This is a genomic window from Bradyrhizobium frederickii (genome assembly GCF_004570865.1).
GTDB lineage: Bacteria > Pseudomonadota > Alphaproteobacteria > Rhizobiales > Xanthobacteraceae > Bradyrhizobium > Bradyrhizobium frederickii.
Genome location: NZ_SPQS01000006.1, coordinates 65,668 through 91,529, shown reverse-complemented (window position 1 = coordinate 91,529; position 25,862 = coordinate 65,668). Strand labels below are relative to the sequence as shown.

At 65.1% G+C, this 25,862-nt stretch carries 25 protein-coding genes and 1 pseudogene; 9 read left to right on the top strand and 17 right to left on the bottom strand.

Annotation, left to right across the window (positions count from 1 at the left end; genetic code table 11):
* Positions 1–60: 60 nt before the first annotated feature.
* The 4 genes from E4K64_RS12085 to tsaA all read left to right on the top strand — a co-directional run bounded on the left by E4K64_RS12085 (position 61) and on the right by tsaA (position 2,881).
* Positions 61–1,014, top strand: coding sequence for a lytic transglycosylase domain-containing protein (locus E4K64_RS12085; RefSeq protein ID WP_135163706.1), 954 nt, complete (start codon positions 61–63; stop codon positions 1,012–1,014).
* 257 nt (positions 1,015–1,271) lie between these two features.
* Positions 1,272–2,012 (top strand): AzlC family ABC transporter permease, encoded by a 741-nt coding sequence (locus E4K64_RS12080; RefSeq protein WP_135163705.1) that lies wholly within the window; start codon positions 1,272–1,274, stop codon positions 2,010–2,012.
* A complete protein-coding gene (locus E4K64_RS12075) occupies positions 2,009–2,359 on the top strand; it encodes an AzlD domain-containing protein (RefSeq protein ID WP_135163704.1) in 351 nt (116 codons plus the stop codon). The genes E4K64_RS12080 and E4K64_RS12075 overlap by 4 nt, the downstream gene beginning before the upstream one ends.
* Before the next feature lie 30 nt (positions 2,360–2,389).
* Positions 2,390–2,881, top strand: a complete 492-nt coding sequence (gene tsaA, locus E4K64_RS12070; protein ID WP_126258609.1) for a tRNA (N6-threonylcarbamoyladenosine(37)-N6)-methyltransferase TrmO — start codon at positions 2,390–2,392, stop codon at positions 2,879–2,881.
* Positions 2,882–3,001: 120 nt separating this feature from the next.
* On the opposite strand, the gene E4K64_RS12065 is transcribed toward tsaA, so the two are convergent.
* From E4K64_RS12065 to E4K64_RS12050, 4 genes are all read right to left on the bottom strand, one after another.
* Positions 3,002–3,430 carry an HIT family protein gene (locus E4K64_RS12065; protein ID WP_126258608.1) on the bottom strand — a complete coding sequence of 143 codons (429 nt, stop codon included), beginning with the start codon at positions 3,428–3,430 and terminating at the stop codon, positions 3,002–3,004.
* 66 nt (positions 3,431–3,496) lie between these two features.
* Positions 3,497–4,753 (bottom strand): GNAT family N-acetyltransferase, encoded by a 1,257-nt coding sequence (locus tag E4K64_RS12060; protein WP_135163703.1) that lies wholly within the window; start codon positions 4,751–4,753, stop codon positions 3,497–3,499.
* A 176-nt stretch (positions 4,754–4,929) separates the two neighbouring features.
* Entirely contained in the window at positions 4,930–5,676 is a 747-nt protein-coding gene (locus E4K64_RS12055; RefSeq protein ID WP_135163702.1) for a glycerophosphodiester phosphodiesterase, read from the bottom strand.
* Between the two features lie 6 nt (positions 5,677–5,682).
* The gene (locus E4K64_RS12050) at positions 5,683–6,150 is read right to left on the bottom strand and encodes a RidA family protein (RefSeq protein WP_018321130.1); all 468 of its coding nucleotides are present in this window, start codon (positions 6,148–6,150) and stop codon (positions 5,683–5,685) included.
* A gap of 247 nt (positions 6,151–6,397) precedes the next feature.
* Between E4K64_RS12050 and E4K64_RS12045 the strand changes: the two genes are divergently transcribed.
* Together E4K64_RS12045 and E4K64_RS12040 are read left to right on the top strand one after the other, a co-directional pair.
* Positions 6,398–7,243 (top strand): cell envelope integrity EipB family protein, encoded by an 846-nt coding sequence (locus tag E4K64_RS12045; protein ID WP_167771961.1) that lies wholly within the window; start codon positions 6,398–6,400, stop codon positions 7,241–7,243.
* Positions 7,244–7,438: 195 nt separating this feature from the next.
* The gene (locus tag E4K64_RS12040) at positions 7,439–7,840 is read left to right on the top strand and encodes a RidA family protein (RefSeq protein WP_135163700.1); all 402 of its coding nucleotides are present in this window, start codon (positions 7,439–7,441) and stop codon (positions 7,838–7,840) included.
* 85 nt (positions 7,841–7,925) lie between these two features.
* Here E4K64_RS12040 and E4K64_RS12035 read toward each other — a convergent pair.
* The 3 genes and pseudogenes from E4K64_RS12035 to E4K64_RS12025 all read right to left on the bottom strand — a co-directional run bounded on the left by E4K64_RS12035 (position 7,926) and on the right by E4K64_RS12025 (position 10,074).
* Positions 7,926–8,325: pseudogene (locus E4K64_RS12035) on the bottom strand (ACT domain-containing protein).
* A gap of 151 nt (positions 8,326–8,476) precedes the next feature.
* Positions 8,477–9,766 carry a DNA polymerase IV gene (locus tag E4K64_RS12030; protein WP_135163699.1) on the bottom strand — a complete coding sequence of 430 codons (1,290 nt, stop codon included), beginning with the start codon at positions 9,764–9,766 and terminating at the stop codon, positions 8,477–8,479.
* Positions 9,763–10,074: a DUF3572 domain-containing protein gene (locus tag E4K64_RS12025; protein WP_126258599.1), complete on the bottom strand. Its 312-nt coding sequence runs from the start codon at positions 10,072–10,074 to the stop codon at positions 9,763–9,765. The genes E4K64_RS12030 and E4K64_RS12025 overlap by 4 nt, the downstream gene beginning before the upstream one ends.
* 238 nt (positions 10,075–10,312) lie before the next feature.
* Between E4K64_RS12025 and E4K64_RS12020 the strand changes: the two genes are divergently transcribed.
* Together E4K64_RS12020 and E4K64_RS12015 are read left to right on the top strand one after the other, a co-directional pair.
* Positions 10,313–10,678 (top strand): response regulator, encoded by a 366-nt coding sequence (locus E4K64_RS12020; protein ID WP_008130064.1) that lies wholly within the window; start codon positions 10,313–10,315, stop codon positions 10,676–10,678.
* 14 nt (positions 10,679–10,692) lie between these two features.
* Positions 10,693–12,066 (top strand): PleD family two-component system response regulator, encoded by a 1,374-nt coding sequence (locus tag E4K64_RS12015; RefSeq protein ID WP_135163698.1) that lies wholly within the window; start codon positions 10,693–10,695, stop codon positions 12,064–12,066.
* Positions 12,067–12,363: 297 nt separating this feature from the next.
* On the opposite strand, the gene E4K64_RS12010 is transcribed toward E4K64_RS12015, so the two are convergent.
* Positions 12,364–12,972, bottom strand: a complete 609-nt coding sequence (locus E4K64_RS12010; RefSeq protein ID WP_135163697.1) for a TetR/AcrR family transcriptional regulator — start codon at positions 12,970–12,972, stop codon at positions 12,364–12,366.
* 130 nt (positions 12,973–13,102) lie between these two features.
* Here E4K64_RS12010 and E4K64_RS12005 point away from each other — a divergent pair, with 130 nt between their 5' ends.
* Positions 13,103–14,341 carry an MFS transporter gene (locus E4K64_RS12005; RefSeq protein WP_135163696.1) on the top strand — a complete coding sequence of 413 codons (1,239 nt, stop codon included), beginning with the start codon at positions 13,103–13,105 and terminating at the stop codon, positions 14,339–14,341.
* A 94-nt stretch (positions 14,342–14,435) separates the two neighbouring features.
* Here E4K64_RS12005 and E4K64_RS12000 read toward each other — a convergent pair whose 3' ends face one another.
* The 9 genes from E4K64_RS12000 to topA form a co-directional block, all read right to left on the bottom strand.
* A complete protein-coding gene (locus tag E4K64_RS12000) occupies positions 14,436–15,086 on the bottom strand; it encodes a DUF6064 family protein (protein WP_135163695.1) in 651 nt (216 codons plus the stop codon).
* Positions 15,087–15,212: 126 nt separating this feature from the next.
* Positions 15,213–15,701: a DUF6789 family protein gene (locus E4K64_RS11995; RefSeq protein ID WP_347338624.1), complete on the bottom strand. Its 489-nt coding sequence runs from the start codon at positions 15,699–15,701 to the stop codon at positions 15,213–15,215.
* Between the two features lie 122 nt (positions 15,702–15,823).
* A complete protein-coding gene (locus E4K64_RS11990; RefSeq protein ID WP_235884655.1) occupies positions 15,824–17,050 on the bottom strand; it encodes an acyltransferase family protein in 1,227 nt (408 codons plus the stop codon).
* A gap of 419 nt (positions 17,051–17,469) precedes the next feature.
* Positions 17,470–17,637 carry a 50S ribosomal protein L33 gene (gene rpmG / locus E4K64_RS11980; RefSeq protein WP_007603295.1) on the bottom strand — a complete coding sequence of 56 codons (168 nt, stop codon included), beginning with the start codon at positions 17,635–17,637 and terminating at the stop codon, positions 17,470–17,472.
* 125 nt (positions 17,638–17,762) lie between these two features.
* Entirely contained in the window at positions 17,763–19,088 is a 1,326-nt protein-coding gene (locus tag E4K64_RS11975) for an LLM class flavin-dependent oxidoreductase (protein ID WP_135163692.1), read from the bottom strand.
* Between the two features lie 340 nt (positions 19,089–19,428).
* Entirely contained in the window at positions 19,429–20,181 is a 753-nt protein-coding gene (locus E4K64_RS11970; RefSeq protein WP_135163691.1) for an NUDIX hydrolase, read from the bottom strand.
* Positions 20,182–20,213: 32 nt separating this feature from the next.
* On the bottom strand, positions 20,214–20,654 hold the full coding sequence (locus tag E4K64_RS11965; protein ID WP_126258591.1) for a DUF983 domain-containing protein: 441 nt from the start codon (positions 20,652–20,654) through the stop codon (positions 20,214–20,216).
* Positions 20,648–23,008, bottom strand: a complete 2,361-nt coding sequence (gene rnr / locus E4K64_RS11960) for a ribonuclease R (protein WP_135163690.1) — start codon at positions 23,006–23,008, stop codon at positions 20,648–20,650. Before rnr ends, E4K64_RS11965 begins: the two co-directional genes overlap by 7 nt.
* Positions 23,009–23,028: 20 nt before the next feature.
* Entirely contained in the window at positions 23,029–25,785 is a 2,757-nt protein-coding gene (gene topA, locus E4K64_RS11955) for a type I DNA topoisomerase (RefSeq protein WP_135163689.1), read from the bottom strand.
* Between the last annotated feature and the right edge of the window lie 77 nt (positions 25,786–25,862).

Genomic DNA, 25,862 nt, shown 5'->3' with positions numbered 1-25,862 from the left:
CTGTTGCTAGTTGGCTGGGGTTCCAAGTCAAGGTCCGATTTGTCCTGTCACGTCGATGCCATGCAAATAGCTCGGGTTATCGCTGTCTTGTGCCAGGCCCTCGTGCTGTCGCCGGCGCTGGCGGAGGAGGCGCCGGCCCCTGACGTGCCTCCGAAAGCCGAGGAACCGGCGAAGCCGCCGGAGCAGCCGAAGGACGCCCGCGAGAGCGACACGCGGGAATCGATCTGCCTGATCGTGGAGGCGGCGGCGCGCGATGCCAATCTCCCGCTGGAATTCTTCGCCCGGGTGATCTGGCAGGAGAGCCGCTTCCAGGCCGACGCGGTCGGCCCCATGACGCGCAGCGGCGAGCACGCACAAGGGATCGCGCAGTTCATGCCGGGCACGGCAAGCGAGCGCGGGCTGCTCGATCCGTTCAATCCGGTGCAGGCGCTGCCGAAGTCGGCGGAATTTCTGAGCGAGCTGCGCAACCAGTTCGGCAATCTCGGCCTCGCCGCGGCGGCCTACAATGCCGGCCCGCGGCGCGTGCAGGAATGGCTCGCCGGGACCGGCGGAATGCCGGAGCAGACCCGCAACTACGTCTATGCCATCACCGGCACCAGCGTCGATGCCTGGGCCAAGGCAGGAGCGACCGGCAAGGGACCGCCAAGCTCACCGCCGACGAGCTGCCGCGATCTGATGGCGCTATTGAAGCGCGCACCGAATGCCTTCGTCGCCGAGCTCGAGCAGCACGTGGAGCTTGCGGCCGCCAAGGCCTGGGGCGTCCAGCTCGCCGCCGGCTTCGACCGCAACAGAGCGCTGGCGATGTACTCCCGTGCGGTGACGCGGCTCAATTCGGTGATCGGCGACCGCGACCCGAGCCTGCTGTCCTCGGTGATGCGCAGCCGCGGCACGCGCGCGTTCTACCAGGTGCGCATCGGCACTGAGACGCGCAACGAGGCGGATGATTTGTGCAACCGGATCCGGAAAGCCGGCGGGGCGTGCTTCGTGCTGAGGAACAGGGGTGTGAGCGGGTAGGGGGCGCGTCTCTCTCGACTCGTCATTCCGGGGCGCGCCCTCTTGGGCGCGAGCCGGAATCCATCGCACAGCAATTTCTCCGGCCCGATGGATTCTCAGATGCGCAATTGCGCACCATAGCTCGCGCCAAGCGGCGCGCCCCGGAATGACAGCGGTGGGTGTGTCACGCATGCCAGCCCCGCCGCGGGCTTCCTTGACGCGGATGCCCCCATTGCCCGTTATGCGGGCACGATTCTGTAACCCCGACCAAAGCTCCCGTGGCGCTGCCCCCGCTCGATTCCCCGCAATGGAATAGCCCCTGGCTTGCCTTCGGCTGGGGCCTGCGCTCGGTCACGCAGACGATCCTCACCATCGTGCTGTTCGTGACCTATCTCGGCATCGGCGCGCTCGCGCATGACACCCATTTCAGCCTGCTCTGGGCGCTCGCCTCGACGCTGTTCGTCTGGGCCGGGCCGGCGCAGATCATCCTGATCACCACGCTCGGCTCCGGCGCCACCATCGTCCAGTCGGCGATTGCCGTCACCGTCAGCGCTATCAGGCTGTTTCCGATGGTGGTTTCGGTGCTGCCGCTGATGCGCACGCCGACGACCAAACGGCGCGAGCTGGTCTTTGCCGCGCATCTCACCGCGGTGACGCTGTGGGTCGAATGCCACCGCTTCCTGCCGCTGGTGCCGCGCGAGCGGCGCATCGCCTTCGTTCACGGGCTCGGCTGCGGCCTTGTCTCGGTCTGTCTCGTTGCCAACACGGTGGGCTATTTCCTCGCCGCCAATCTGACGCAGACGCTCGGCGCGGCGATCCTGCTCTTGACGCCGCTGTCCTTCCTGTTCTCGACCGCGCGCAACAGCCGCGAGGTTGCCGACGTCGTCGCGCTCGTGCTCGGCATCGTGCTGTATCCGCTGGCCGCGAAGCTGAGCTCCGGCGTCGATATCCTGGTCAGCGGGGTGGTGGCGGGCACGATCGCCTATGGCGTGCATTGGTGGCGGGAGGTGCGCGCATGAGCTCGGCGCAGCTCATCGGCGACTGGCATGCGCTGGCGGTGCTGTTCGTCGCCGGCGTCGTTCCCAACCAGATCTGGCGCATGCTGGGCCTGTGGTTCGGCGGCGGCATCGACGAAGGCTCCGAGCTCTTGGTCTGGGTGCGGGCGGTCGCCACCGCCATCCTCGCCGGCGTCATCGCCCAGATCGTGGTCGAGCCGCCGGGCGCGCTGGCCGGCGTGCCTGATAGTCTGCGCTATGGGGCGGTGGCGGCCGGTCTCGTCGTGTTCCTGCTGACGCGCCGCTCGATCTTTGCGGGCGTCGTGACCGGCGAAGTCTTCATGCTGGCCGGCAAGTGGTGGTTGGGCTAAAACACGGCTCGACAGCAAGGAATTGGAAATATGGTTCGCAAGAACGAGCTCCGCGAGGGCGAGGTCGCCATCGAGCTGCCGCCCGCGGAGGATGCCGGCCTGATCTTCATCGGCCGCATCCGCACGCCCTGGACCTCGCGGATGGAGACGCCACGGCAGGGGCGTCAGGATGGCCCGATCTGCCGTCTCGAGATCTTCGAGCCGTTCGTGCCAGCCATCAAGGGCGTCGACTTCTACAGCAATCTCGAGGTGCTCTACTGGCTCGACCAGTCACGCCGCGACATCATCCTGCAGAGTCCGAAGAACAACGACAAGACCCGGGGCACATTCTCGCTGCGCTCGCCGGTGCGGCCGAACCCGATCGGCACGTCGATCGTGAAGCTGGTCGGCATCGAGGGCAACGCCATCCTGGTGCGCGGTCTCGACTGCCTCGACAACACGCCGCTGATCGACATCAAGCCGGATCGGTGCGAGTTCACCCCGCTGGCGGCGCCACAGCAGGGTGATTTCGAGACGGAATAGGCACGCTCTCTCCGTCGTCATTGCGAGGAGCGAAGCGACGAAGCAATCCAGACTGCCTCCGCGGAGGGATCCTGGATTGCTTCGTCGCAAGGGCTCCTCGCAATGACGGAGGCTGTGGGGCTACCCCGCCTTCAACGCCGCGATCAGCTTCGCCGCGTTTTCTTCCAGCACCTTGGCATCTTCCTTGCGGCTGGCGGGTGGCAGCATCGCCACGCCGTCGTGGCGCGGCATCACGTGCATGTGGAGGTGAAACACCACCTGGCCGCCGGCGGGCTCGTTGAACTGCTGCACGGTGATGCCGTCGGCCTTGAAGGCCTTCATCGCGGCGAGTGCGATCTTCTTCGCGCCGCGGGCGACATGGGCATAATCGTCGGGCGCGATGTCGAGAATGTTGCGGGCAGGGGCCTTCGGGATCACCAGCGTGTGGCCGGGGACGCGCGGCATGATGTCGAGGAAGGCGAACACGTGGTCGTCCTCGTAGACCTTGTAGCAGGGCAGCTCGCCGCGCAGGATCTTCGCGAAGATGTTGTTGGTGTCGTAGGCGGTCATGTTGGCGGCTCCCGAGAACTCTGCGCCTGGAATTTTGCGCTTACTGTCACCAGCAACGGCAAACCGTCAAGGCGCCTCGTCGGCGCCCTTGCGGAACGGGCCGAGCTCGGCGAGCTCCCGTCCGGCCTCGGCGACATAGGCGCGCTCGCGCTTGAGGTAATCGTCGATGGCACGGCGCAGGCCCGGATCGGCGATGAAGTGGGCGGAATGGGTGGTGCGCGGCAGGTAGCCGCGCGCGATCTTGTGCTCGCCTTGCGCGCCGGCCTCGACATGCGTGAGGCCGCGTTTGATGGCGAAGTCGATCGCCTGGTAATAGCAGACCTCGAAATGCAGGAACGGATGATGCTCGACCGCGCCCCAGTTGCGGCCGAACAGCGTGTCCGAGCCGATGAAGTTGATCGCGCCCGCGATCCAGCGATTGTTGCGGCGGGCCATCACCAGCAGCACGTCCGCGCTCATCGTCTCGCCGATCAACGAGAAGAATTCCCGCGTCAGGTAAGGCCGGCCCCATTTGCGTGAGCCGGTCTCCATGTAGAATTCGAAGAAGGCGTCCCAGGCCTCCTCGGTGATGTCCTTGCCGGTGAGCCAGTGGATGGTGATGCCCGCGGCCAGCGCGTCGCGCCGCTCGCGCTTGATCGATTTGCGGTGTCGCGAGTTCAGCGTCGCCAGGAAATCGTCGAAGCTCGCAAAGCCCTCATTGTGCCAATGGAACTGCTGGTCGGTGCGCTGCAGGAAGCCGTGCTTGGCGAGCAGCTTCCATTCCGCCTCGCGCGCGAAGGTGACGTGCACCGAGGAGGCCTTGCTGACGCCGCACAGCGCCACCAGCCCGCTCGCCAATGCATCCATGATCCGCTCGCGGTCGACGCCGTCGCGGACCAGGAGCCGCGGACCCGTCGCCGGGGTGAAGGGAACCGAGACCTGGAGCTTCGGATAATAGCGCCCGCCGGCGCGCTCATAAGCGTCCGCCCAGCCGCGGTCGAAGACGTACTCACCTTGGGAATGCGATTTCAGATAGCAGGGCACGATTCCGGCGACGCGGCCATCGATCCTGGCCACGAGATGCCGCGGGCCCCAGCCGGTGCGGATGGTCGCCGAACCCGATTTCTCAATTGCGGAAAGAAAGGCGTGGGAGACGAAGGGGTTATAGGCAGGTCTTGAGAGGCCGAGGGAATCGCCTGAAGGGAGAGATGAGGTTCCCGGGCCATGCCCGTTGCAGGCCTTTTCGGTAAGGGCCTTGCCGGGATTGGCGCAGGCGTCCCAATCCCCGGGCGAGACCTCGCCAATGGACGGTACAGCCTCCAGGGTCATTTCGGATGATGCCATCGGGCCCAAGATCGTGCATTGCACCAGCGACTTCAAGGGGGTGGGGAGGCGCAGGTCGAGCGGCCACCACCGCCGTCATTGCGAGGAGCCCTTGCGACGAAGCAATCCAGAGTCTCTCCGCGGAGGGATCCTGGATTGCTTCGCTGCGCTCGCAATGACGGTGGAGGGAGCCAAGCCTACGGCACGAACCCTTCAAAAATCATCTGGTCCGCGCACTGCCCGACCCGGGTCCGCTGCTCGGGGGTGCGGACGGTCCAGCCGAGCAGGGCGCAGCCGAAGGCGTTGCGGGCGATCCAGGGGGCGGGGGCCGGCAGGTCGTCGACCCGAAAGGCCACGAAATGGGGTTGGGTGCGAAGGCCGTGGCGCAGGTACAGCATGCTGTCGCGCTGCTCCCGCGTGAGCCTGGCCCAGTAATCGTCCTCATAGGTCCGCTGCGCGACGATGCCGCGCGGACGGGAGGGCAACAGCTCGCGCAGGGCCAGCACCTGGTCGGGATCGAAGGACATGCCGACGGCTGGCCCCTCATAGGACGCCAGCACCTCGGCCATCCGCTTCACCAGCTTGCGGTCGCCGCCAAAATGGCTCTTCACCTCGATCACCAGCGGCACGCGGCCGGCGACGAGGGCGCAAAGGTCGGTCAGCGACATCATCCGCTCGGGCGTGTCCTTGAACCTGATCGCCTTCAGCTCGGCGGCGGTCTTCGAGATCACGTCGCCGGTGGCCTCGGTGAGGCGGCCGAGGGCATGGTCGTGATGCACCATGGCCTCGCCGTCGGCGGAGAGCTGGATGTCGACCTCGATCGCGAAATTGCCTGCGATCGCGGCTTTGACCGCGCCGGGCATATTTTCGACGATGCCACGGGAGATGTCATGCAGGCCGCGATGGGCGACCGGCCGGGCTGTCAGCCAATCAGGCGCGCGCATGTCGCGTCAGGCGACCTCGAACACGCCGTCGACCTCGACCGCGGCATCGGCCGGCAGCGAGGCGACGCCGACGGTGGTGCGGGCATGGCGGCCCTTGTCGCCGAAGGCGGCGACCATCAGGTCGGAGGCGCCGTTGAGCACCTTCGGCCCGTCCAGGAAGTCCGGCGCCGAGTTGATGAAGCCGCCGAGGCGCACCACGCGCACCACCTTGTCGAGATCGCCGAGCGCCGCCTTGACCTGGGCCAGCAGGTTCACCGCGCAGCCGCGGGCGGCCGCGGCGCCGTCCTCGATGGAGACGCCGGCGCCGAGCTTGCCCTTGGCGATCAGCTTGCCGGCGGGATCGAAACAGACCTGGCCGGAGACGAACAGCAGGTTGCCGGTGCGCACGAACGGGACGTAATTGGCGACGGGGGTCGGGGCCTCATGCAGCTTGATGCCCTGTTCCGCCAGCTTCTGCTCGACCGTGCCCGCCATGTCCGACCTCGTTGTCCAAAAATCATTCGCCCCGGCGCGTCCGCAAAAGTGGCCGGGCGCGCCCTGTTTCGCCCATCGGGCCGCCACATGCAAGCAACCGGAAGGGGCCGTATTTTGTTGAGGTCGGCCAGCAGGTTCAGCACCAGGGCCGCAACTTTACGTGAAACGGCCTCAGTTGCGACGCAATGGAACGGTCATTAAAATGTCGAATCTGCGCTTCGCAAGGACGCGTCCCCAAGGAATAGACATGGTGCACCTTTTCCGGACTTCGCTCGGTGTGATGGCGCTCGCGGCGGCCAGCTTCGGCCTCGGCGGGGGCGCGCAGGCCGCCAATGGTCCGTTCCTGCCGCACCAGGCGCTCTATGACCTCAGCCTGGTGAAATCGCGCTCCAACTCGGTCAACAGCGCGCGCGGCCGCATCCTCTACAACTTCACCGGAAGCGCGTGCGAGGGCTACACGTCCGAATTCCGCCAGGTGTCCGAGCTCGACAGCGGCGAGGGCAAGGTCACGCTCAGCGACCTCCGTTCCAATTCCTGGGAGGACGCCGCCGGCAAGAGCTACCGCTTCAAGATCGAGACGCGCATGAACGAGGCCGATGCCGGCCGGGTCGACGGCACGGCCGAGCGCGACGGCGACCACATCAACGTCAAGCTGAAGCTGCCGGCGCCGAAGAGTTTTACCCTCGACGGCACGATCGTGTTCCCGACCGAGCAGATCCAGCGCATCATCGCCGCCGCCAGGGACGGCAAATCGCTGCTCGAGCTCTCGGTCTATGACGGCTCCGACGACGGCCAGAAGGTCTACAACACGCTGACCGTGATCGGCCAGCCGATCCCCGCCGACCGTCCCACCTCCGCCGATCCGTCGACGTCGGACGAGCACATGAAATCGCTCAAGCGCTGGCCGGTCACCGTCAGCTATTTCGACCGCGACGCCCAGCAGAAGGAGGGCGAGCAGACGCCGGTCTATGCGATGGCGTTCGAGCTGTACGAGAACGGCGTTTCGCGCCAGCTCGTGCTCGACTACAACGACTTCGTGATTTCCGGCGCGATGGGCAAGTTCGACGTCAAGGACAGCAAGCCCTGCAATTGAGGGCGATTTCCGCGCGCGGTGCCGTAGGGTGGGCAAAGCGTAGCGTGCCCACCATCTGTTGCCATTGAGAAAGATCGTGGGCACGGCACTATGCGCCTTTTCTCCGCCGTGCTGCTCCGCGCCTTGACGGGACTGGCTCTCTGCTCTCTCCCCAGCTACGCTCTCTCCCAACCAAAAACCTCAGGGAGCCAGCCCATGCCCAAGCTCGACCATCTTCGCCCCAGCGGCCTGCATCACAATCCCGCTTACTCCCACGTCGTCACCGCCTCAGGCGCGCGCACCATCTACATCTCGGGCCAGGTCTCGGTGGACGAGGAGGGACGGATCGTCGGCGAGGGGGATATCGCCGCGCAGACCACGCAGGTGATGCAGAACCTCGGCCACGCGTTGAAGGCGGCCGGCGCGAGCTATTCCAACATCGTCAAGATCACAACCTTCGTCGTGAACTACAAGCCGGAGCTGCGGCCGATCATCGGCAAGGCCCGCTCGGCCTTCTTCGAAGGCATGGAGCCGCCGGCATCCACGCTTGTCGGCGTCTCCGCGCTCGCCGCGCCGGAATGGCTGATCGAGATCGAGGCGATTGCGGTCGCGGATTGAACTGACTGTAGGATGGGTAGAGCGCAGCGAAACCCATCCTCTCGCCCGGAAAGAGCTTGATGGGTTTCGCTGCGCTCTACCCATCCTACTCTGCTGACAGCTCTTGTAGAACCGCCATCGCTTTCGTCCACCCTGTCAACGGGCACGAAGAGATGGTCATGATGGAACGCCGAAACGGCATTCACGCTGATGCCGGCTTCGGCCAGACCTGAGGTGACGGCCGCCAGAAAGCCGACCGCATCGAGCGCGGAGTGAACCGTCAGGGTGATCAGGCGTGAGGCGAACGCATAGCCTAGTCCCGCGGCTTCAGCCTCTTCATGAGGGATCACCAGCGTCGTGCCTTCCTGCTCGCGAAACGTCAGCAGAGGGCTGATCGCCGCCGGAATGCTCTCATTTGCCGGGATCGTGCAGAACACGAAGATGCCCGGCCGCAGCTCGGGCTTGATGTGCCTCAGTAGCGCAGCGAGATCGCATTCACCCGTCACGGTCGCTCCTTCTCAGACCCGTCATCCTGAGGCGCCGGAGCATTGGCGGAGGCCTCGAAGGATGCACGGCCCTGCTGCATCTCGGCCGTTCATCCTTCGAGGCTCGCCAGGGCTCGCACCTCAGGATGACGGAACGGATACTCTTCGTCGTTCACTCCGGTGCCTTCTCCGGGCCCTCATAGGCGATGCCGCGGATCACCGCGGCGCTGCCGAACTTCTTGCGCAGGCTGTCCACCGCGCGCTCGGCATGCGCGGCGCGGCGGTCGAGCATGTCGGTGTCGTCGGCGGGCGAGCCCTCGCGCAGCGCGCTGACGCCGGCGCCCATCAGGCGGAAAGCGGTGCCGTCGATCTCCTTGGCCAGCATCTCGCGGCAGATCGAGAAGATCTTCGCGGCGAGCTGCGTCGGGGCGGCGATCGACTGCGAGCGGGTGCGCTGGCGGAAATCGGCGGTCTTCAGCTTCAGCGTGACGGTCGAGCCGGCGAGCTCGCCGCTCTTGAGCCGCGACGAGGTCTTCTCGCACAGCCGCCACAGGATCTTCTCCAGCGTCGCGAAATCGCGGATGTCGGTCTCGAAGGTGGTTTCGCTGGAGATGGTCTTGGCGCCGCGGTCAGGCTCGACGCGGCGGTCGTCGATGCCGCGCGCGAGTCGCCACAGCCTGCGGCCGTCGCTCGGAAACTGCCGCATCATCTCGATCTCGTCGGCCTTCTGCAAATCGGCGATGATGCGGAAGCCGCGCTGCACGAGGCGCTCCTGCGTGGCGGGGCCGACGCCGAAGATGAAGCCGACCGGCTTGTCCGCCAGCATCGCGCGCGCCTCCTCCTGGTCGAGCGCGGCAAAGCCGCGCGGCTTGTCGAGGTCGGAGGCGATCTTGGCCAGGAACTTGTTGCAGGACAGGCCGACCGAGACGGAGATGCCGATGTCGCGCTCGACCTCGCGGGCAAAGCGCGCCAGCACCTTGGCCGGGATCATGCCGTGCACGCGTTCGGTGCCGGAGAGATCGAGGAAGGCCTCGTCGATCGAGAGCGGCTCGACCAGCGGCGTCAGCGCCTGCATGGCCTGGCGCACCTCGCGGCCGACCCGGACATATTTCGCCATGTCGGGCGGGATCACGATCGCATGCGGGCAGGCTTCGAGTGCCCGAAACATCGGCATCGCCGAGCGCACGCCATAGGTGCGCGCGATGTAGCAGGCGGCCGACACCACGCCGCGCTTGCCGCCGCCGATGATGACCGGCTTGTCGGCGATGTCGGGGTTGTCCCGCTTCTCGACCGTGGCGTAGAAGGCGTCGCAGTCGATATGGGCGATGGTCAGGCCCGCCAGTGCCCGGTGGCGGACGAGGCGAGGGGAACCGCAGGCCGAGCAGCGCCGCACCCCCATACCCAGATCGGCCAGACAATCCCGGCAGAAGCAGCGCGGCCCGGCCGGGTCGGGGACGGTCACGGCACGTCGCGCTCCCAGGAGGGGTCGCCGAGCGCGTCGCCGAGGACCTGCCGCGCTGCGGCGACGTTGGTCGGATGCAGCTCGACGGAGCCGGCAAAGGCCTTCACGGTGGCATCGTCCCGCATCACGAAATCGAGCACACTGAGCAGGAAATTGGGGTCCGCGGCGGCATTGCGCAGGGTCTCCGGACCGACCCCTGTCTCAGCCAGGAACAGGCCCAGCCGCTCAGGTTCGCTCGCGACGAAGGACAGGGCCTGAATCGCAACGATTTCAGCGACTTCGCGGGGGTTGTGAACAGGCTTTTTCAAGGGGACAATTTGCCTTTCCGTTAACTTTCGGTGTCTACTTTGCATCATGCCCGAGTCTCGCCTCTGAGTCTTCCGACCCCAGACAAGCAACTGGAAACCACATCGCAGAAAGTCGACCCTCGGGTTTAACGAAACTCAAGCGAATCTGAGGCTAGTTTGAATCCAGTTTTCGAAACGCCGGAAAGCGGCGTCTGAGGCGTCACATGGACCGGTCCTTCGGACCAATCGGGAGGGCGGGATGGCCAAGACCGTCCTGATCGTGGAAGACAACGAGCTCAACATGAAGCTCTTCCGCGACCTGTTGGAGGCGCACGGCTACCAGACCTCCGGCACTAGCAACGGCTACGAGGCGCTCGACCTCGTTCGCAAGATGCGGCCCGACCTGGTGCTGATGGATATCCAGCTGCCTCAGGTTTCCGGGCTGGAGGTGACGCGCTGGATCAAGGACGATCCGGAGCTGCGTTCCATTCCCGTCGTCGCGGTCACGGCATTCGCGATGAAGGGCGACGAAGAACGCATCCGCGAGGGCGGCTGCGAGGCCTATTTGTCCAAGCCGATCTCGGTCGGCAAATTCATTGAGACGGTCCGGCGTTTTATCGGATAGGAAGTGAGTTCACAGTGTCTGCGCGTATCCTGGTCGTCGATGACGTTCCTGCCAACGTCAAGCTGCTCGAGGCCCGCCTTTCCGCCGAATATTTCGACGTGATGACCGCCTCGAACGGCACCGAGGCGCTGGCGATCTGCCATCGCGCCGAATGCGACATCATCCTGCTCGACGTGATGATGCCTGACATGGACGGCTTCGAAGTCTGCCGCCGCATCAAATCCGACCCGGCCACGCATCACATTCCCGTCGTCATGGTCACGGCACTCGACAGTCCCTCCGACCGCAATCGCGGGCTCGAGGCCGGCGCCGATGATTTCCTGACCAAGCCCGTCTCCGACGTCGTGCTGATCGCGCGCGTGCGCTCGCTGACGCGGCTGAAGATGATGACCGACGAGCTGCGCATGCGCGCCATCACCTCGCTCGAGATCGGCATGCAGGCGCCCGAGCGCAGCGCCGTCTCCGACACCGGCAAGGGCGGCCGCATTCTCCTGGTCGACGACCGCCAGTCCTCCTACGAGCGGCTGGCGACCATCCTCGCCGCCGAGCACACGATCGACGTGGAGCCGAACCCGACGGAGGCGCTGTTCCACGCCGCCGAGGGCAATTACGACCTGCTGATCGTCTCGCTCGACCTCAACAATTTCGACGGCCTCCGCCTCTGCAGCCAGGCGCGCTCGCTGGAGCGCACGCGCCACGTGCCGATCCTGGCGATCGCCGACCCCGAGAACGCGACGCGGCTGCTCCGCGGCCTCGAGATCGGCGTCAACGACTATTTGCTGCGTCCCATCGACAAGACCGAGCTGTTGGCGCGCGCCCGCACCCAGATCCGCCGCCGCCGCTACACCGATCATCTTCGCGACAACGTGCAGAACTCGATCGAGATGGCGATCACCGACGCGCTCACCGGCCTGCACAATCGCCGCTACATGGAGAGCCATCTGGCAACGCTCGCCGAGCAGGCCGCGACTCGCGGCAAGCCCCTGGCGCTGATGATCCTGGACATCGACTTCTTCAAGTCGATCAACGACAATTACGGCCACGACGCCGGCGACGACGTGCTGCGCGAATTCGCCGTGCGGGTGCGCAAGTCGATCCGCGGCATTGATCTCGCCTGCCGCTACGGCGGCGAGGAGTTCGTCATCGTGATGCCGGAGACCGATCTGCACGTCGCCGGCATGGTCGCCGAGCGCCTGCGCCGCTCGATCGCGGGCGAGCCGTTCGCGATCCACAAGGGCGCCATGCGCATCGAGGTCACGATCTCGATCGGCCTCACCACGCTGGAGCGAAAGGGCGAGGCGGTCGCCGACGTCCTCAAGCGCGCCGACACCGCGCTCTACCGCGCCAAGCACGACGGCCGCAACCGCGTGGTGTCGCAGGCGGCGTGAGGCCGCCGCGACACAAAAATTGCGAAAACAACCCCATGCACAGTAGCCGACGCTAGTCGGATCAATGGGTTACGCGGCGGCGAAATGGCTTTGCGCTGCTGGTCGCGCCCTTTGACGTGTCGAGCAAAACAGGAGCATGTTGGTGGGATCGCGACGGTCCCCCAAGCTCCGCTGTCATTCCCCGCGGAAGCGGGGAATCCAGTACGCCGCGGCTTCTCGGTTCAATCACAATCGGCTCTGGAATACTGGATCACCCGCTTTCGCGGGTGATGACACCGTCCGATGCGGCGACGATGGTCAGCGTGGTGGACGTCTGTTTTGCGTCGTGGCAGCCTTCACTGCATCCCCCACATCCACCCCCGCATTCCGCAACAGCACCTTCGCCGCTTCCTTCGCCGCGCGCGCCATCGCGGGGTCGTCGCGGACGAGGTCCTGCGCGATCGAGCCGTCGACCAGGAGCACGAGCTGCGTTGCGAGCGCGTCCGCATCAGCCACGCCGAGCTCGTTCAGGCGGTCGCGAAACCAGAGACGGCGGCTTTCCTTGAAGGCGATGGCGATCTTCTTCACGGCGCGGTCGGCAGGCCCGAGCTCAGCGACCGCGTTCACGAACGGGCAACCGCGAAAATCCTTGGCCGCAAAACGCCGCTCCAGCGAATCGAAGGTGGCGAGGATCTGCTCGGCCGGCGGCTTGTCGGAAGGGGATGCGTGCACGAAGCGGCGCTCGAGATAGGCCGCGATCAGCGCGTCCTTGGAGGGGAAGTGGTTGTACAGCGTGCGCTTGCTGATGCCGATCTCGGCCGCGATGGTGTCGACGCCGATCGCGCGAATGCCTTGCAGATAGAACAGCTTGTCGACGGTCCGGAGGATCCGCTCTTTCATCGTCTGTGGGGCGGGCGGGGGAGCCATGCAGCAGAATGCGTCCTGTTCGCTTGACAGCACCTGCTGATCATAGCCTAAGTACACAGGTCTGTGTAATCAAAATCAACGGCAAAAGCAGACGGCGGCACGTGCGCCGTGCCCAAAAGGGAGAAGAAGAATGCCCCTGCTGCAGGTCCTGCGTCCGACCTTGCCGATCCTGATCGGCGCCTCGATCATGCTGACGCTGAGCATGGGGCTGCGGCAGTCGCTCGGCATCTTCATGCAGCCGCTGACGCACGACATCCACATCTCGATCTCGGATTTCACGCTGGCGCTGGCGGTGCAGAACCTCGCCTGGGGCTTTCTGCAGCCGCTCGCCGGCGCGATGACGGTGCGCTACGGCTTCCGTGCCATCATGATCGCGGGCGCGCTGATGTATATCGCGGGGCTCGCACTGATGGCGACCGCGAACGGGCTTTTCAGCATCATGATCGGCGCCGGCGTGCTGATCGGGACGTCGCTGGCCTGCACCGCGGCTGCGATCGCGATGTCGGTGGCGGCGCGTGCGGTGCCGGAAACGATGCGCTCGACCGTGCTCGGTATCGTCTCCGGCGCGGGCTCGCTCGGCGCGCTGTTGTCGGCGCCGATCGGGCAGATGCTCAACGAGGGTTTTGGCTGGCGCATCGGCCTTGCCGGCTTCGTCGTCATGTCGGTGCTGATGATCCCCGCGGCCTGGTACGCCGGCCGCGTCGATCAGGTCCCGCTGCCCAAGCCCGCCGCCGACGACATCGTCGATGCGACCGCGGCGGCGGTGACGAAGGCGGCGTTCGGCAACGCCTCTTTCGTGGTGATGACCTGCGCCTATCTGGTCTGCGGCATGCAGCTGGTGTTCCTCACCACGCATCTGCCGTCATATCTGGCGATCTGCGGCCTCGACCCGATGCTGAGCGCGCAGACGCTCGGCATGATCGGCGGCTTCAACGTGCTGGGTTCGCTGTTCTTCGGCTGGGCCGGCCAGCGCTGGAACAAGCTCGCGCTCCTGGGTGGCATCTACATCCTGCGCTCGCTGGCGCTAGCCTGGTACTTCATGCTGCCGGCAACGCCGTTCTCGACGCTGCTGTTCGGCGCCATCATGGGCTTTTTGTGGATGGGCGTCGGCCCGCTGGTCGCGGGCGCCGTCGCCGAGATGTTCGGGCTGCGCTGGCAGGCGATGATCCAGGGCCTTGCCTTCATGAGCCACCAGATCGGCAGCTTCCTCGGTGCCTACGGAGGAGGAGTGCTCTATGACGCGCTCGGCTCCTACACCATGGCCTGGCGCATCGGCGTGGCGCTCGGGCTTGCCGGCGGCATCGTGCAGGTGGCGTTCGCGCTGGTCAGGCCGTCGCAGCCGCCGGCGCCGGTGCTGCGGGCGGCGTAGGCGGAACGTGTGATCGCTTTTCGTCAGCTCGGGAGCCAGAGCGGACGCCACGCTGCCTGGTCAGGATCGGCCGCTTGTGGACCCGAAGCGGACTTCATGTTGACGCCGACTGAACATCGACGCGACGAATAGCGATGAGAGGAGCGGCGACGAGCCCACTCACCAGCAAGAGCCAATCCTGAGGCACGGCGAGCAGTATGGCGGCGCTGCCGCCGATCAAGGACCAGATGACAGGAACGACAAGAAGCCAGTGCGGCACCGGACCAATGGTCAATAGGAGCATGCCGAATGTGAAGATCGCAACCGGGCAGGGCGTGACGCCAAATACCGGAACCGCAGGATAGTCATGACCCGTGGCCATACCGATCAATGGATAGACAATCGCAGAATAGCCGACCAGTGACGCTCCGATCCAGGCTGCGGCACCGCGGCGGAAGCCGAAGCGCAACTGATGTCCGTATGCGCCAGCCAGGAGCAGGCCACCTCCCTCGATCACGAACAACAAGGCGAACAGATATGCAGACTTGTTGATCTGGGAGAACCAGATCCCATGATAGAGGACGCCGGTCCATATCCACATCGCTGAGAGTACAACCGCGATCGCGCGACTCGATCTCGCCGTTTGCCGAAACAACAGAAGAAAGGCTGTGCCGCCGAGCAGGTACGCGAAAATCTGGCTCGGCCAGATAGCTTCGTTGTAATCCGAGAACACCGCAAGAAATTGCTGCTGTGTAAATGGCAGCATGGCCAATCCTCCAAGCGATCTCTCGCCGCAACGTGGTCGACCATTGCCGGCAGCTGCTTGATGTGACGCAAATTGGTTTCTTACACTTTGCCAAAGATGGTCATGGGCGAGCCGATTGGGCCACTATCATTCCTTGTTCTCGGATCGATCCAGCAGACCGTAGATCAATCCCATCGTAACGCTGTAAGTCGACAGCATCGCCAGCGAAAATGCTGCCGGCCAAAGCCCTAGTCCTAAGGCGGTTGCAAACGAGCCGAGGCCGACCAGCGGAAATGCGAACAGGTTCATGATCAGCCAGCCGCAAAGCCCGAAAACCATCCCCTTTGAGGCGCCACTGCCTCCTGGCAAGTACCGATAGAGATAGCCGAAGGCGAGACCGACGGCAGTCGACCCGTTGAAGAACGAGGCCAGCCAAAGAACTCTTGGATGGATGTCGTGCCCGATCAAGTTCGCTGCCGCCATCTGGAAGTGCTCATATGGCTGGAACGACGGCAGGATTCCGGCCTTTGCCTTATAGTACATGAGCGCGGTCGAAGCGGTGCTGCCGCTCAGTCCGGATACGGCGGATTTCCAGATCCACGCCCACGCCGTCCGCTCACGGTGAGGTGGGGTCATTGGCCCGGTAGTCTGCATGGTCAGCAAGTTTGCAGCGTGCCGCCAACATCACTTTGATCTGCGTCAACCGGTTATGGCCATCGTCGACATCGAGCGACGCGGTTTCAGCAGATGAACATCGGTTACGACGCCGCGACGTTCACCTTCGCCGGGACGGGCAGCGGAAGACGCAGCCCCCGGGCCAATGCCGGGCGGCGCGTTGCCGGCCGCCTCTGCGGCAGCTTGCCGAAATATGAGAGGGATTGCATCAGCGCCGACCTGACGGCCGGCTCGATCTTTGCGCAAATGAACCAGCAGACCAGGACAAGCATGCCCAGCGCGACCCAAACGGCGGAGGTCGCGTCCAGGCCGGCATCGACCAGGGCACGGATGATTGCAGCGCCCAGGACGTTGTGCGTGAGATAGAGCGGATAGGTGATGAGTCCGAGCGTCCTCAGATAAGCCGGTGCTTCAGCACAAGCGGTGCCCGCAGAGCGCCTGTTCCTGTTGGCGGCATAGGCGATGAGCAGCACCGCGGCCGCCCAAACCAGGATCGGGACAAGGGCCGACTGATCCGCGATCGCAGGTATCGACGTCAAAAGGAAAGAGGCGAAGAAGTAGATCTCCGCGGCGCCCGAAAGACAGGCGACGGCGACGGCGAGCTGCTCGAGCGCCGTCAACTGCCTGTTCGCAGAAATGAACAGCCAGATGCCCAGCGCAAAGAAGCAGCCATGCGTCAACAGGAACGCCGCGCATGGCACCCGGAACATCAGGATGACGAGATAAGGCAGGTCGGATGGCGTGGTGCAGGACAGCACCACGAGCGCGATAGCGTTGAATATGGCGCTGTAGATGGTGAGGCCGAAGGCCAGGTGTCGCAGCGTGATCGTCTTCGTGAGCATCGCGCAGAACACGAGTCCATAGAACGCGGTCTCGGCCGCCAGCGTCCAATAGACCTCGTCGAGCCATTGGCCCGTGACGCCCTTGGGAACCATCAGCATGGCGTGAAGGTAGGGCAGGATGAATTCTGAAGCGGGTCCACTGCCGAAGAGCAGCAGAACGAGGAAGGTCGCCGTGGCGCAAACCCAGACCGCCGGATAGAGCCTGAGCGCGCGACCGAGAAGGAATGCCCCCGGTGACGATTGGCTGGCGGAATTCGCGATGACGAAGCCGGAGACGACGAAGAATATCTCGACACCGACCCAGCCGAACCATGTGAACGGCGTCGCCGACGGGTAGAGAACGTCGGCGGCGACGTGGCGCTCGAAACCCGGGACGCCAATCGAAACCCAGGCCCAGGACCAGAACATCTGGTGAAAGATGGCGACGCCGAGAGCGGCTCCGAAGCGCAGCGGATCCAGCAGGGACAAATGGCTCTTCACGGGAATGGACCAGGTTCATGCAACGATCCCGCTGGAGATAATGAATCCCATCATGGCGCTCTGCGAGGTTGGTCACACTCGCTCCGTTGAGTCCAAATGCGCAGGTCATGGCGCGAGCTGTGTCTCGGCGGAATGCTTCCGGATTGCTCCGTCGCGAGAGTCCTCGCAATGACGCGGAGAGCAAGCCGCGCGTCAATTTCCGCTCTCGTGCCCCGGACGCAGCGCAGCGTCACGTCGACGGTGCGCTGCAGAGCCGGGGTCGATGTCTCCGCAGTGTGCCGTGTCGCCCTCGGGGTCCCGGTTCTGCGCAGCAACGCTTGCGCGTTGCAGCGCGCCCGGGACACGCAGCGGAGAAAATGAAAACGGGGCCCAGAGGGCCCCGTCAAAGTCTTCAACGTCCCGCGATCTTACTTGATCTTGGCTTCGCGGAATTCGACGTGCTTGCGCGCGACCGGATCGTATTTCTTCTTGACCAGCTTGTCGGTCATGGTGCGCGAATTCTTCTTGGCAACGTAGTAGAAGCCGGTGTCGGCCGAGGACACGAGCTTGACCTTGATGGTGACCGCTTTGGCCATGTTCTGAACCTCAGAATATCAGGGGAATCTGGAGCCGGCCAAACGGCCCGCGTTGGCCGGCAACCTAGCCAGAAACCGCCTGATGTCAAGGTTTTACACCCCGAAAAGCACCAAAATCGGGCCGATCAGGCCTCGAAGAACCGGTTTTTCGGCCGCGGCAGGCCCAGATTCTCCCTCAAAGTGGCCCCTTCATACTCTTTGCGGAAAATCCCGCGCCGTTGCAGTTCCGGGACGACCTTGTCGACGAAATCGTCGAGGCCGGCGGGCAGGAACGGGAACATGATGTTGAAGCCGTCGGAGCCGCGCCCGACCAGCCATTCCTCCAACTGGTCGGCGATGGTCTTGGCGGTGCCGACAAAGGACAGCCCGCCATAGCCGCCGACGCGCTGGGCGAGCTGGCGCACGGTGAGCTTGTCGCGCGTGGCGAGATCGACCATGCGCTGACGGCCGCTCTTGCTGGCATTGGTCTCGGGGATCTCGGGCAGGGGCCCGTCGGGATCGAAGCCGGAGGCGTCGGTGCCGAGAATGACGGAGAGCGATGCGATGGCGCTGTCGTAATGCACGCGGCTGTCCAGCAAAGCGCGCTTCTCCCTGGCTTCATCGACACTGTCGCCGACCACCACGAAGGCGCCGGGAAGAATCTTCAGATGCTCGGGGTCGCGGCCGATCTTCTCCATGCGGCCCTTGATGTCGGCGTAGAGCTTTTGCCCGTCGGCAAAGCTGCCGCCGCCGGTGAACACAGCTTCCGCCGTCTCGGCGGCGAGCTGCTTGCCGTCTTCGGAGGCGCCGGCCTGCACGATCACGGGCCAGCCCTGCACGGGGCGGGCGATGTTGAGCGGGCCGCGCACCTTCAGATATTTGCCGTGGTGGTCGAGCGTGTGCATCTTGGCGGGATCGAAGAACAGGCCGCTCTCGACATCGCGCACGAAAGCATCGTCGGCGAAGGAATCCCACAGGCCGGTGACGACGTCGTAGAACTCGCGGGCGCGCTTGTAGCGCTCGGCGTGCTCCATGTGATCGTCGAGGCCGAAATTCAGCGCTGCGTCCGGATTCGATGTGGTGACGATGTTCCAGCCGGCGCGGCCGCCGCTGAGATGGTCGAGCGAGGCGAAGCGCCGCGCGACGTGATAGGGCTCGTCGAAGGTGGTCGAGCCGGTCGCGATCAGGCCGATGCGCTCGGTGACCGCGGAGAGCGCCGACAGCAGCGTGAAAGGCTCGAACGAGGTCACGGTGTGGCTGCGCTTGAGCGCGTTGATCGGCATGTTCAGCACGGCGAGGTGATCGGCCATGAAGAAGGCGTCGAACTTGCCGGCCTCGAGCTTCCTGATCAGCTGCTTGATGTGCGGGAAGTTGAAATTGGCGTCGGGCCAGGCCCCGGGATAGCGCCAGGCGCCGGTGTGGATGCTGATCGGGCGCATGAACGCGCCAAGCTTGAGTTGCCGTTGTGCCATCGCCCGGGGTCCGTTCTTGGTGACGCTCGGAAAGACATAGGCATGCCGTGGAGCCGCGCCATCGGCAGCGGCGGGAAGATTATTTTGTTTTTCGATGTGCGCTCAGCACAATCTCGTCATTTCATTTGACGCCGTCGCCTGCGGCCATCCTTCGAGACGCCCGCCGTTGGCGGGCCCTCAGGATGAGGACTGAAGGCGCGGCGCCAGATTCAACAGGCAAGAATGTAACCTAGCCTCATCCTGAGGAGACCGCGAAGCGGTCGTCTCGAAGGACGAGGCGCGCGCTCGACGGCTGCCAAGAAGCAACTTGCAACGCTTCGGGAATGACGCCGAGAGCGGCTCATCCCAAAATATCCTTCTGCATCTTGCCACCGTAGAAATGGAAGAACGGCACCGGCGCGTCGTGACGGAGCGGGCCGGCGGCAAGGCGGCTGTGGAGTTCGTTGAGCACGTTGCGCGTCATCGGATGCAGGTCGGCGAGCGGCTTCGAGCCAAGCTCGACCCAGACCAATTCGACCAGCTCGGCATCGGCATGGATGACGCCGTCGACGCGGTGAGTGATCGCGGAAGCATCCGCGGTGAAGAAGCGCGTGTCGAAGCGCTTGACGCGGCCGGGCGGGGTGATCGCGCGCGCAATCAGGAACAGGCTGGATGGATCGGGCAGCAGGCCGGCATCGGCGAATGGCTTCCACGGACCATCGAGCTTCGTCAGCTTGCCCTCGGTCTTGCGGCCGAGACAAAGCCCGGTCTCCTCACAGGCCTCGCGGATCGCGGCAATGGCGAGCGACTTCGCGCGCGAGGCGGGGGTCTTCGGGCTGCCCTTGGCGAGATTGGCCTCGAGCTCGGGCGTGATCGACGCCGCGCAGGGCACGCGATAATCGGCCTTGTCGACGCGCCCGCCCGGGAAGACGAACTTGCCGGGCATGAACACCACCTTGTCGTGGCGCTTGCCGACCAGCACTTTCGGAACGGCGCCGCTGCGATCGACCAGGATCAGCGTCGCCGCATCCTTCGGACGGAAATAGGGATGGTGATCGGCCTCCTTTTCCTCGTGGACCTTTGCCTTCTCCGCGACGTGCGCAATTTCCGTCATGTCCTCACCCAGACTGTTCTTGCTTATTCTGCCTACACCGGCGGAATACCATCCGGAGGGGTCTCGTCAAACCCGTGCATGCGCAGAGCCCATTGCAAGCCGACCACAGCTCCCTTGACGGGCTGCAGCAGCGCGAGCGAGGCGACGAAGGTGAAGGGCAGATAGGCGGCGAAGCTGATCCAGACCGGCGTGGTGTAATTGGTCTCGATCCACAAGACGGCCGGCACCACGATGTGGCCGACGATGACGATGACGAGATAGGCGGGCAGATCGTCGGCGCGATGTGGCGTGAAATCGAGACCGCATTTGGCGCAATTGTCCGCCGTCTTCAGGAAAGCGCGGAACAGCTTGCCCTCGCCGCAGCGCGGGCAACGGCCGCGAAAGCCGCGCCTCATCGCCGCAAAGACGTCGCGCTTCTCGATGAGACCCGTCTCGCGCGTCCAGATTTTTGGGGCCGTGCTCATCGTCACCATGCCTTGCCCTTCTTGCCTTTGCCCTTGCTCTTTCCCTTGTTCTTGTCCTTGCCCTTCCCGGGTTTGCCGGATTTCGGCTTCGCCGGCTTGCGTTTTCTCTCCGGACTGCGTCCGGGATGGGGCTTGGAGGATTTGCGCTGCGCACCGAGCGGCCGGCGCTGGCGCGGCGCGGTCTCGCTGGATGATGACAGCAGCTCGAAGCGCAGCGCGCCGGCGATGGGAGCGGCTTCGATCAGGCGGACATCGACGACGTCCCCGAGCTGGTACATGGTGCCGCTGCGCGTGCCGACCAGCGCGTGCCGGCTCTCGTCATAGTTGAAATATTCCGTGCCGAGGGATCGGATCGGGATCAATCCGTCGGCGCCGGTCTCGCTCAGCTTCACGAACAGGCCGGCGCGGGTGACGCCGGAGACGCGGCCCTGGAAGCTGGCGCCGATGCGATCGGCGAGGTGATGCGCGATCAGACGGTCGACCGTCTCGCGCTCCGCCTTCATGGCGCGCCGCTCGGTCAGCGAAATATGCGCGGCGACCTCGCTCAAGGTTTCCGGCGTCTCGCTGTCGGGCAGAGCGCCTTCGCCCATGCCCAGCGCGCGAACCAGCGCGCGGTGCACGACGAGGTCGGCATAGCGGCGGATCGGCGAGGTGAAATGCGCATAGCGGCGCAAATTCAGGCCGAAGTGCCCGTAATTCTCCGAGGAATATTCCGCCTGCGCCTGCGCGCGCAGCACCACCTCGCTGACCAGCGGGTAATAATCGTGGCCTTCGAGCTGGGCCAGCACGCGGTTGAACAGCGTCGGGCGCAGCGCGCCTGACTTGGTGAAGGGAACGTCGAGCGTCTCCAGGAACTCGGAGAGCGCATGGACCTTCTCCAGCGTCGGCTCGTCGTGCACGCGGTAGATCAGCGGCAGCGATTTCTTCTCCAGCATTTCCGCTGCCGCGACGTTGGCGAGGATCATGAACTCCTCGATCAGCTTGTGCGCATCGAGCCGCTCCGGCACGACGACGCGATCGACCGTGCCGTCGCTCTTCAAGAGGATCTTGCGCTCGGGCAGATCGAGATTGAGCGGATCGCGCTCGTCCCGCGCGCGCTTGGCGCAGGCGTAAGCGGCATAGAGCGGCCTCAATATCGGATCGAGCAGGGGGCCGGTGGTGTCATCGGGCCGACCGTCGATCGCGGCCTGCGCCTGCGCGTAAGCGAGCTTCGCCGCCGAGCGCATCAGGATGCGGTGGAACGTATGCGAGCGCTTGCGGCCGTCGGGGCCGAGCACCATGCGCACCGCGAGCGCGCCGCGCGGCTCGCCCGGCACCAGCGAGCAGAGATTGTTCGAGATGCGCTCGGGCAGCATCGGCACGACGCGGTCGGGGAAATAGACCGAGTTGCCGCGATCGAGCGCGTCGCGGTCGAGCGCCGAGCCCGGCCGCACGTAGAAGCTGACATCGGCAATGGCGACATTGACGATGAAGCCGCCTTTGTTGTTGGGATCATCGTCCGCTTGCGCATGCACCGCGTCGTCATGATCCTTCGCATCCGGTGGATCGATGGTGACGAGCGGCACGTCGCGCCAGTCCTCGCGGCCCTTCAGGTTCGCAGGCTCGGCGGCTTCCGCTTCGCGCTCCGCGGCGGAGGAGAATTGCAACGGGATGTCGTGGGCGTAGATCGCGATCAGGCTGATCGCCTTCTCCGACTTGACCGAGCCGAGCTTCTCCTTGACCCGGCCCGAGGCCAGACCGAAGCCGCGCGAGCGGACGATGTCGACGCTGACGAGGTCGCCGTCCTGCGCGCCGGCGGTATCGGTCTTGGCGATGTTCAGCTCGCGGTCGGCGAACTTCTTGTCGACGGGCACGAGCCGCCCGCCACCTTCGGGAAGCTCGCGGAACACGCCGAGGATACGGCTCTTGGCCTTGTCGATGACCTTGATGATGCGGCCGCGCCAGGCCGGGCCTTCGTCCTCGCCTGTCGGCTCGATGCGCAACAGCGCGCGGTCGCCGACGCCGGCGGCGGTGCCGGGCCTGGGCCGGCGCGGCATCTCGATCAGGATCCTTGGCGGCTCGCCGCTTTCGACCTCGTCCCATTCGGCGGGGGAGGCGATCAATTCGCCGTCGGCGTCGCGTCCCGTAATGTCGGCAAGCAGCGTGGGTGGCAGCGCGTCCGGCTCGGACACCTTGTGGCGCTTCTTCTTGACGATTCCGTCGTCGGCGAGCTCGCGCAGCATGCGCCTGAGCTCGGCGCGATCGGCGTTCTTCAGGCCGAACTCGCGTGCGATGTCGCGGGTCCCGGCCTTTCCATGATTTGCCTTGATGAAGGCGACGATGGCTTGCCGGTCGGGAAAGCCATGGTCATTCTTGCGTTTCACTTAACCTCTAATTCTTGATCTCAAGTCTTTCCGGCACTCTTCTTGGCCGGAGCCTTGGTGGCGGCGGCCTTGGTCGGCGACGTTTTTGCCGTCGACGGCACGGCGGCGCGCGCCTTGCTGATGGATTCGGTTTTCGATTTGGCCGCCTTCTTCGCGGCCGGTTTCTTCGGCTTTGGCGGGGTGTCCTCGCCGTCCGCGGCCTTCTCTGCAGTCTTCTTGGCCTTGGCCGGCTTGGCCGCCTTCTTGGCTTTGGCCTTGCCGCTCTTTCCGCCGCCCTTGGCCGCGCGCTCGTCGATCAGGGCGATGGCCTGGGCGAGCGTGACGGTGTCCTTTTCGAACTCGGCCGGGATCGTCGCGTTGACGCCGCCGGCAGCGACATAGGCGCCGTAACGGCCGCTCTTCACGGTGACGGTGCCGAGGGTGGGATGATCGCCGAGCGCCTTGCCGGGATCGGCGCCGAAGCGGCGGCTCGGGCCCTTGGCGACCTTCTCCGCGATCAGCGTCACCGCGCGGTTGAGCCCGATGTCGAACACCTCGTCGCCGGCCTCGAGGCTGGCGTAGGTCTTCTCGTGCTTCACGAACGGCCCGAAGCGGCCGAGCCCGGCGGTGATGGGCTGGCCGGTCTCCGGATGCTTGCCGATCTCGCGCGGCAGCGACAAGAGTTTCAGCGCAAGCTCGAGATCGACATCGCCGGGCGAGGTGCCTTTCGGGATGCCGGCGCGCTTGGGCTTCTCGCCTTCCTCATAATCCTTCTGCTCGCCGAGCTGGATGTAGGGTCCGAACCGGCCGGCCTTGACCCAGACATCGCGCCCGGTGTCAGGATCCTGGCCGAGCGAACGGTCGGCGCTGGCCTCGCCATCGGCGGCGAGCTGGCGGGTGTAGCGGCACTCCGGATAGTTAGAGCAGCCGACGAAGGCGCCGAACTTGCCGGCCTTGAGATTCAGCCGGCCGGTGCCGCAATTCGGGCACTGCCGGACGTCGCCGCCGTCGGCGCGGGGCGGATAGATGTGCGGCCCGAGCATCTCGTCGAGCACGTCGAGCACCTGCGCGACGCGCAGATCCTTGATCTCGTCGACGGCGCCGATGAAGCCTGTCCAGAAATCCTTCAGCACCTGCTGCCAGGAGATCTCGTTGTTGGAGATGCGGTCGAGCTGCTCCTCGAGGCCCGCGGTGAAGTCGTACTCGACGTAGCGGCTGAAGAAGCTCTCCAGGAACGCGATCACGACCCGGCCCTTGTCCTCGCCGTGCAGGCGCTTCTTCTCCAGCTTGACGTAGCCGCGGTCCTTCAGAACCTGGAGGATCGAGGCGTAGGTCGAGGGACGGCCGATGCCGAGCTCTTCCATGCGCTTGACCAGCGAGGCCTCGGAGAAGCGCGGCGGCGGCTCGGTGAAGTGCTGGGTGACCGACAGGCTCTGCCGTTTCACCGCCTCGCCCTGGCTCATCGCGGGCAGGCGGCGCGAATCCTCGTCCTCCTCGTCGTCGCGGCCTTCCTGATAGAGCGCCAGGAAGCCGTCGAACTTGACGACCTGGCCGGTGGCGCGCAGCTCCAGCGTGCGGGAGCCTGCCTTGGCCGTGATGTCGACGGTGGTGCGCTCGAGCTCGGCCGATTCCATCTGGCTCGCGATGGTGCGCTTCCAGATCAGCTCATAGAGCTTCGCCTGATCGGCATCGAGCCTGCGGCTCATGCTCGCGGGGCGGCGGGACATGTCGGTCGGGCGGATCGCTTCGTGGGCTTCCTGCGCGTTCTTGGCCTTGGCCTGGTACTGGCGCGGGGTATCCGGCACATAGGCGTTGCCGTAATCCTCGCCGATCACCTTGCGGGCCTGGGTGATCGCTGACGGATCGATCTGCACGCCGTCGGTACGCATATAAGTAATGAGTCCGGTGGTCTCGCCGCCGATGTCGATGCCTTCATAGAGCCGCTGGGCGATCCGCATCGTGTGCGCCGGCGCAAAGCCGTATTTGCGGCTGGCTTCCTGTTGCAGCGTCGAGGTGGTGAAGGGCGCCTGCGGATTGCGCCGGGCCGGCTTGGCATCGACCGCGGTGACGGCGTAGCTCGCCGCTTCCAGCGCCTTCTTGAAGTCCTCGGCCTCCGCGCCGGTGCCGATGTCGAGGCGCTGGATCTTCTTGCCGTCGGCGCCGACGAGGCGGGCTTCGAACGCATCGCCGCGCGGCGTGAGCAGCGTCGCGATCAGCGACCAATATTCACGCGCGACGAACTTCTCGATCTCGAGCTCGCGGTCGCAGACGAGGCGCAGCGCCACCGACTGCACGCGGCCGGCCGAGCGGGCGCCGGGCAGCTTGCGCCACAGCACCGGGGAGAGGGTGAAGCCGACGAGGTAGTCGAGGGCACGGCGCGCCATATAGGCGTCGACCAGCGCGCCGTCGATCTGGCGCGGATGCTTCATGGCGTCCGAGACCGCCTGCTTGGTGATGGCGTTGAACACCACCCGCTCGATCTTCTGATCCTTCAGCGCGCGCTTTTCCTTCAGCACCTCCAGCACGTGCCAGGAGATGGCCTCGCCCTCGCGATCAGGGTCGGTGGCGAGAATCAGGCGATCGGCGTTCTTCAGGGACTTGGCGATGTCGTTGAGCCGGCCGGCCGCCTTGGGGTCGACCTCCCAGATCATCTTGAAATTGGCATCGGGATCGACGGAACCGTTCTTCGCCGGCAGGTCGCGGACATGGCCGAACGAGGCCAGAACCTCATAGGACGAGCCCAAATACTTGTTGATCGTCTTGGCTTTCGCCGGCGACTCCACAATGACGATATTCATGTAGTTCCAGTAACTTACGGGAAAATCTGAGGCCGAAAACGAAAGGATTCGGGTCGGCCGTTTCGACCCGAACATGG

What these genes read in the sequence shown, in the direction of transcription:
- E4K64_RS12085 (WP_135163706.1), top strand. Translation starts at nt 61, where the DNA reads ATGCAAATAGCTCGGGTTATCGCTGTCTTGTGCCAGGCCCTCGTGCTG.
- E4K64_RS12075 (WP_135163704.1), top strand. Translation starts at nt 2,009, where the DNA reads ATGAGCTCGGCGCAGCTCATCGGCGACTGGCATGCGCTGGCGGTGCTG.
- tsaA (WP_126258609.1), top strand. Translation starts at nt 2,390, where the DNA reads ATGGTTCGCAAGAACGAGCTCCGCGAGGGCGAGGTCGCCATCGAGCTG.
- E4K64_RS12065 (WP_126258608.1), bottom strand. Translation starts at nt 3,430, where the DNA reads ATGACCGCCTACGACACCAACAACATCTTCGCGAAGATCCTGCGCGGC.
- E4K64_RS12060 (WP_135163703.1), bottom strand. Translation starts at nt 4,753, where the DNA reads ATGGCATCATCCGAAATGACCCTGGAGGCTGTACCGTCCATTGGCGAG.
- E4K64_RS12055 (WP_135163702.1), bottom strand. Translation starts at nt 5,676, where the DNA reads ATGCGCGCGCCTGATTGGCTGACAGCCCGGCCGGTCGCCCATCGCGGC.
- E4K64_RS12050 (WP_018321130.1), bottom strand. Translation starts at nt 6,150, where the DNA reads ATGGCGGGCACGGTCGAGCAGAAGCTGGCGGAACAGGGCATCAAGCTG.
- E4K64_RS12045 (WP_167771961.1), top strand. Translation starts at nt 6,398, where the DNA reads ATGGTGCACCTTTTCCGGACTTCGCTCGGTGTGATGGCGCTCGCGGCG.
- E4K64_RS12040 (WP_135163700.1), top strand. Translation starts at nt 7,439, where the DNA reads ATGCCCAAGCTCGACCATCTTCGCCCCAGCGGCCTGCATCACAATCCC.
- E4K64_RS12020 (WP_008130064.1), top strand. Translation starts at nt 10,313, where the DNA reads ATGGCCAAGACCGTCCTGATCGTGGAAGACAACGAGCTCAACATGAAG.
- E4K64_RS12010 (WP_135163697.1), bottom strand. Translation starts at nt 12,972, where the DNA reads ATGGCTCCCCCGCCCGCCCCACAGACGATGAAAGAGCGGATCCTCCGG.
- E4K64_RS12005 (WP_135163696.1), top strand. Translation starts at nt 13,103, where the DNA reads ATGCCCCTGCTGCAGGTCCTGCGTCCGACCTTGCCGATCCTGATCGGC.
- E4K64_RS12000 (WP_135163695.1), bottom strand. Translation starts at nt 15,086, where the DNA reads ATGCTGCCATTTACACAGCAGCAATTTCTTGCGGTGTTCTCGGATTAC.
- E4K64_RS11995 (WP_347338624.1), bottom strand. Translation starts at nt 15,701, where the DNA reads ATGACCCCACCTCACCGTGAGCGGACGGCGTGGGCGTGGATCTGGAAA.
- rpmG (WP_007603295.1), bottom strand. Translation starts at nt 17,637, where the DNA reads ATGGCCAAAGCGGTCACCATCAAGGTCAAGCTCGTGTCCTCGGCCGAC.
- E4K64_RS11975 (WP_135163692.1), bottom strand. Translation starts at nt 19,088, where the DNA reads ATGGCACAACGGCAACTCAAGCTTGGCGCGTTCATGCGCCCGATCAGC.
- E4K64_RS11970 (WP_135163691.1), bottom strand. Translation starts at nt 20,181, where the DNA reads ATGACGGAAATTGCGCACGTCGCGGAGAAGGCAAAGGTCCACGAGGAA.
- E4K64_RS11965 (WP_126258591.1), bottom strand. Translation starts at nt 20,654, where the DNA reads ATGGTGACGATGAGCACGGCCCCAAAAATCTGGACGCGCGAGACGGGT.
- topA (WP_135163689.1), bottom strand. Translation starts at nt 25,785, where the DNA reads ATGAATATCGTCATTGTGGAGTCGCCGGCGAAAGCCAAGACGATCAAC.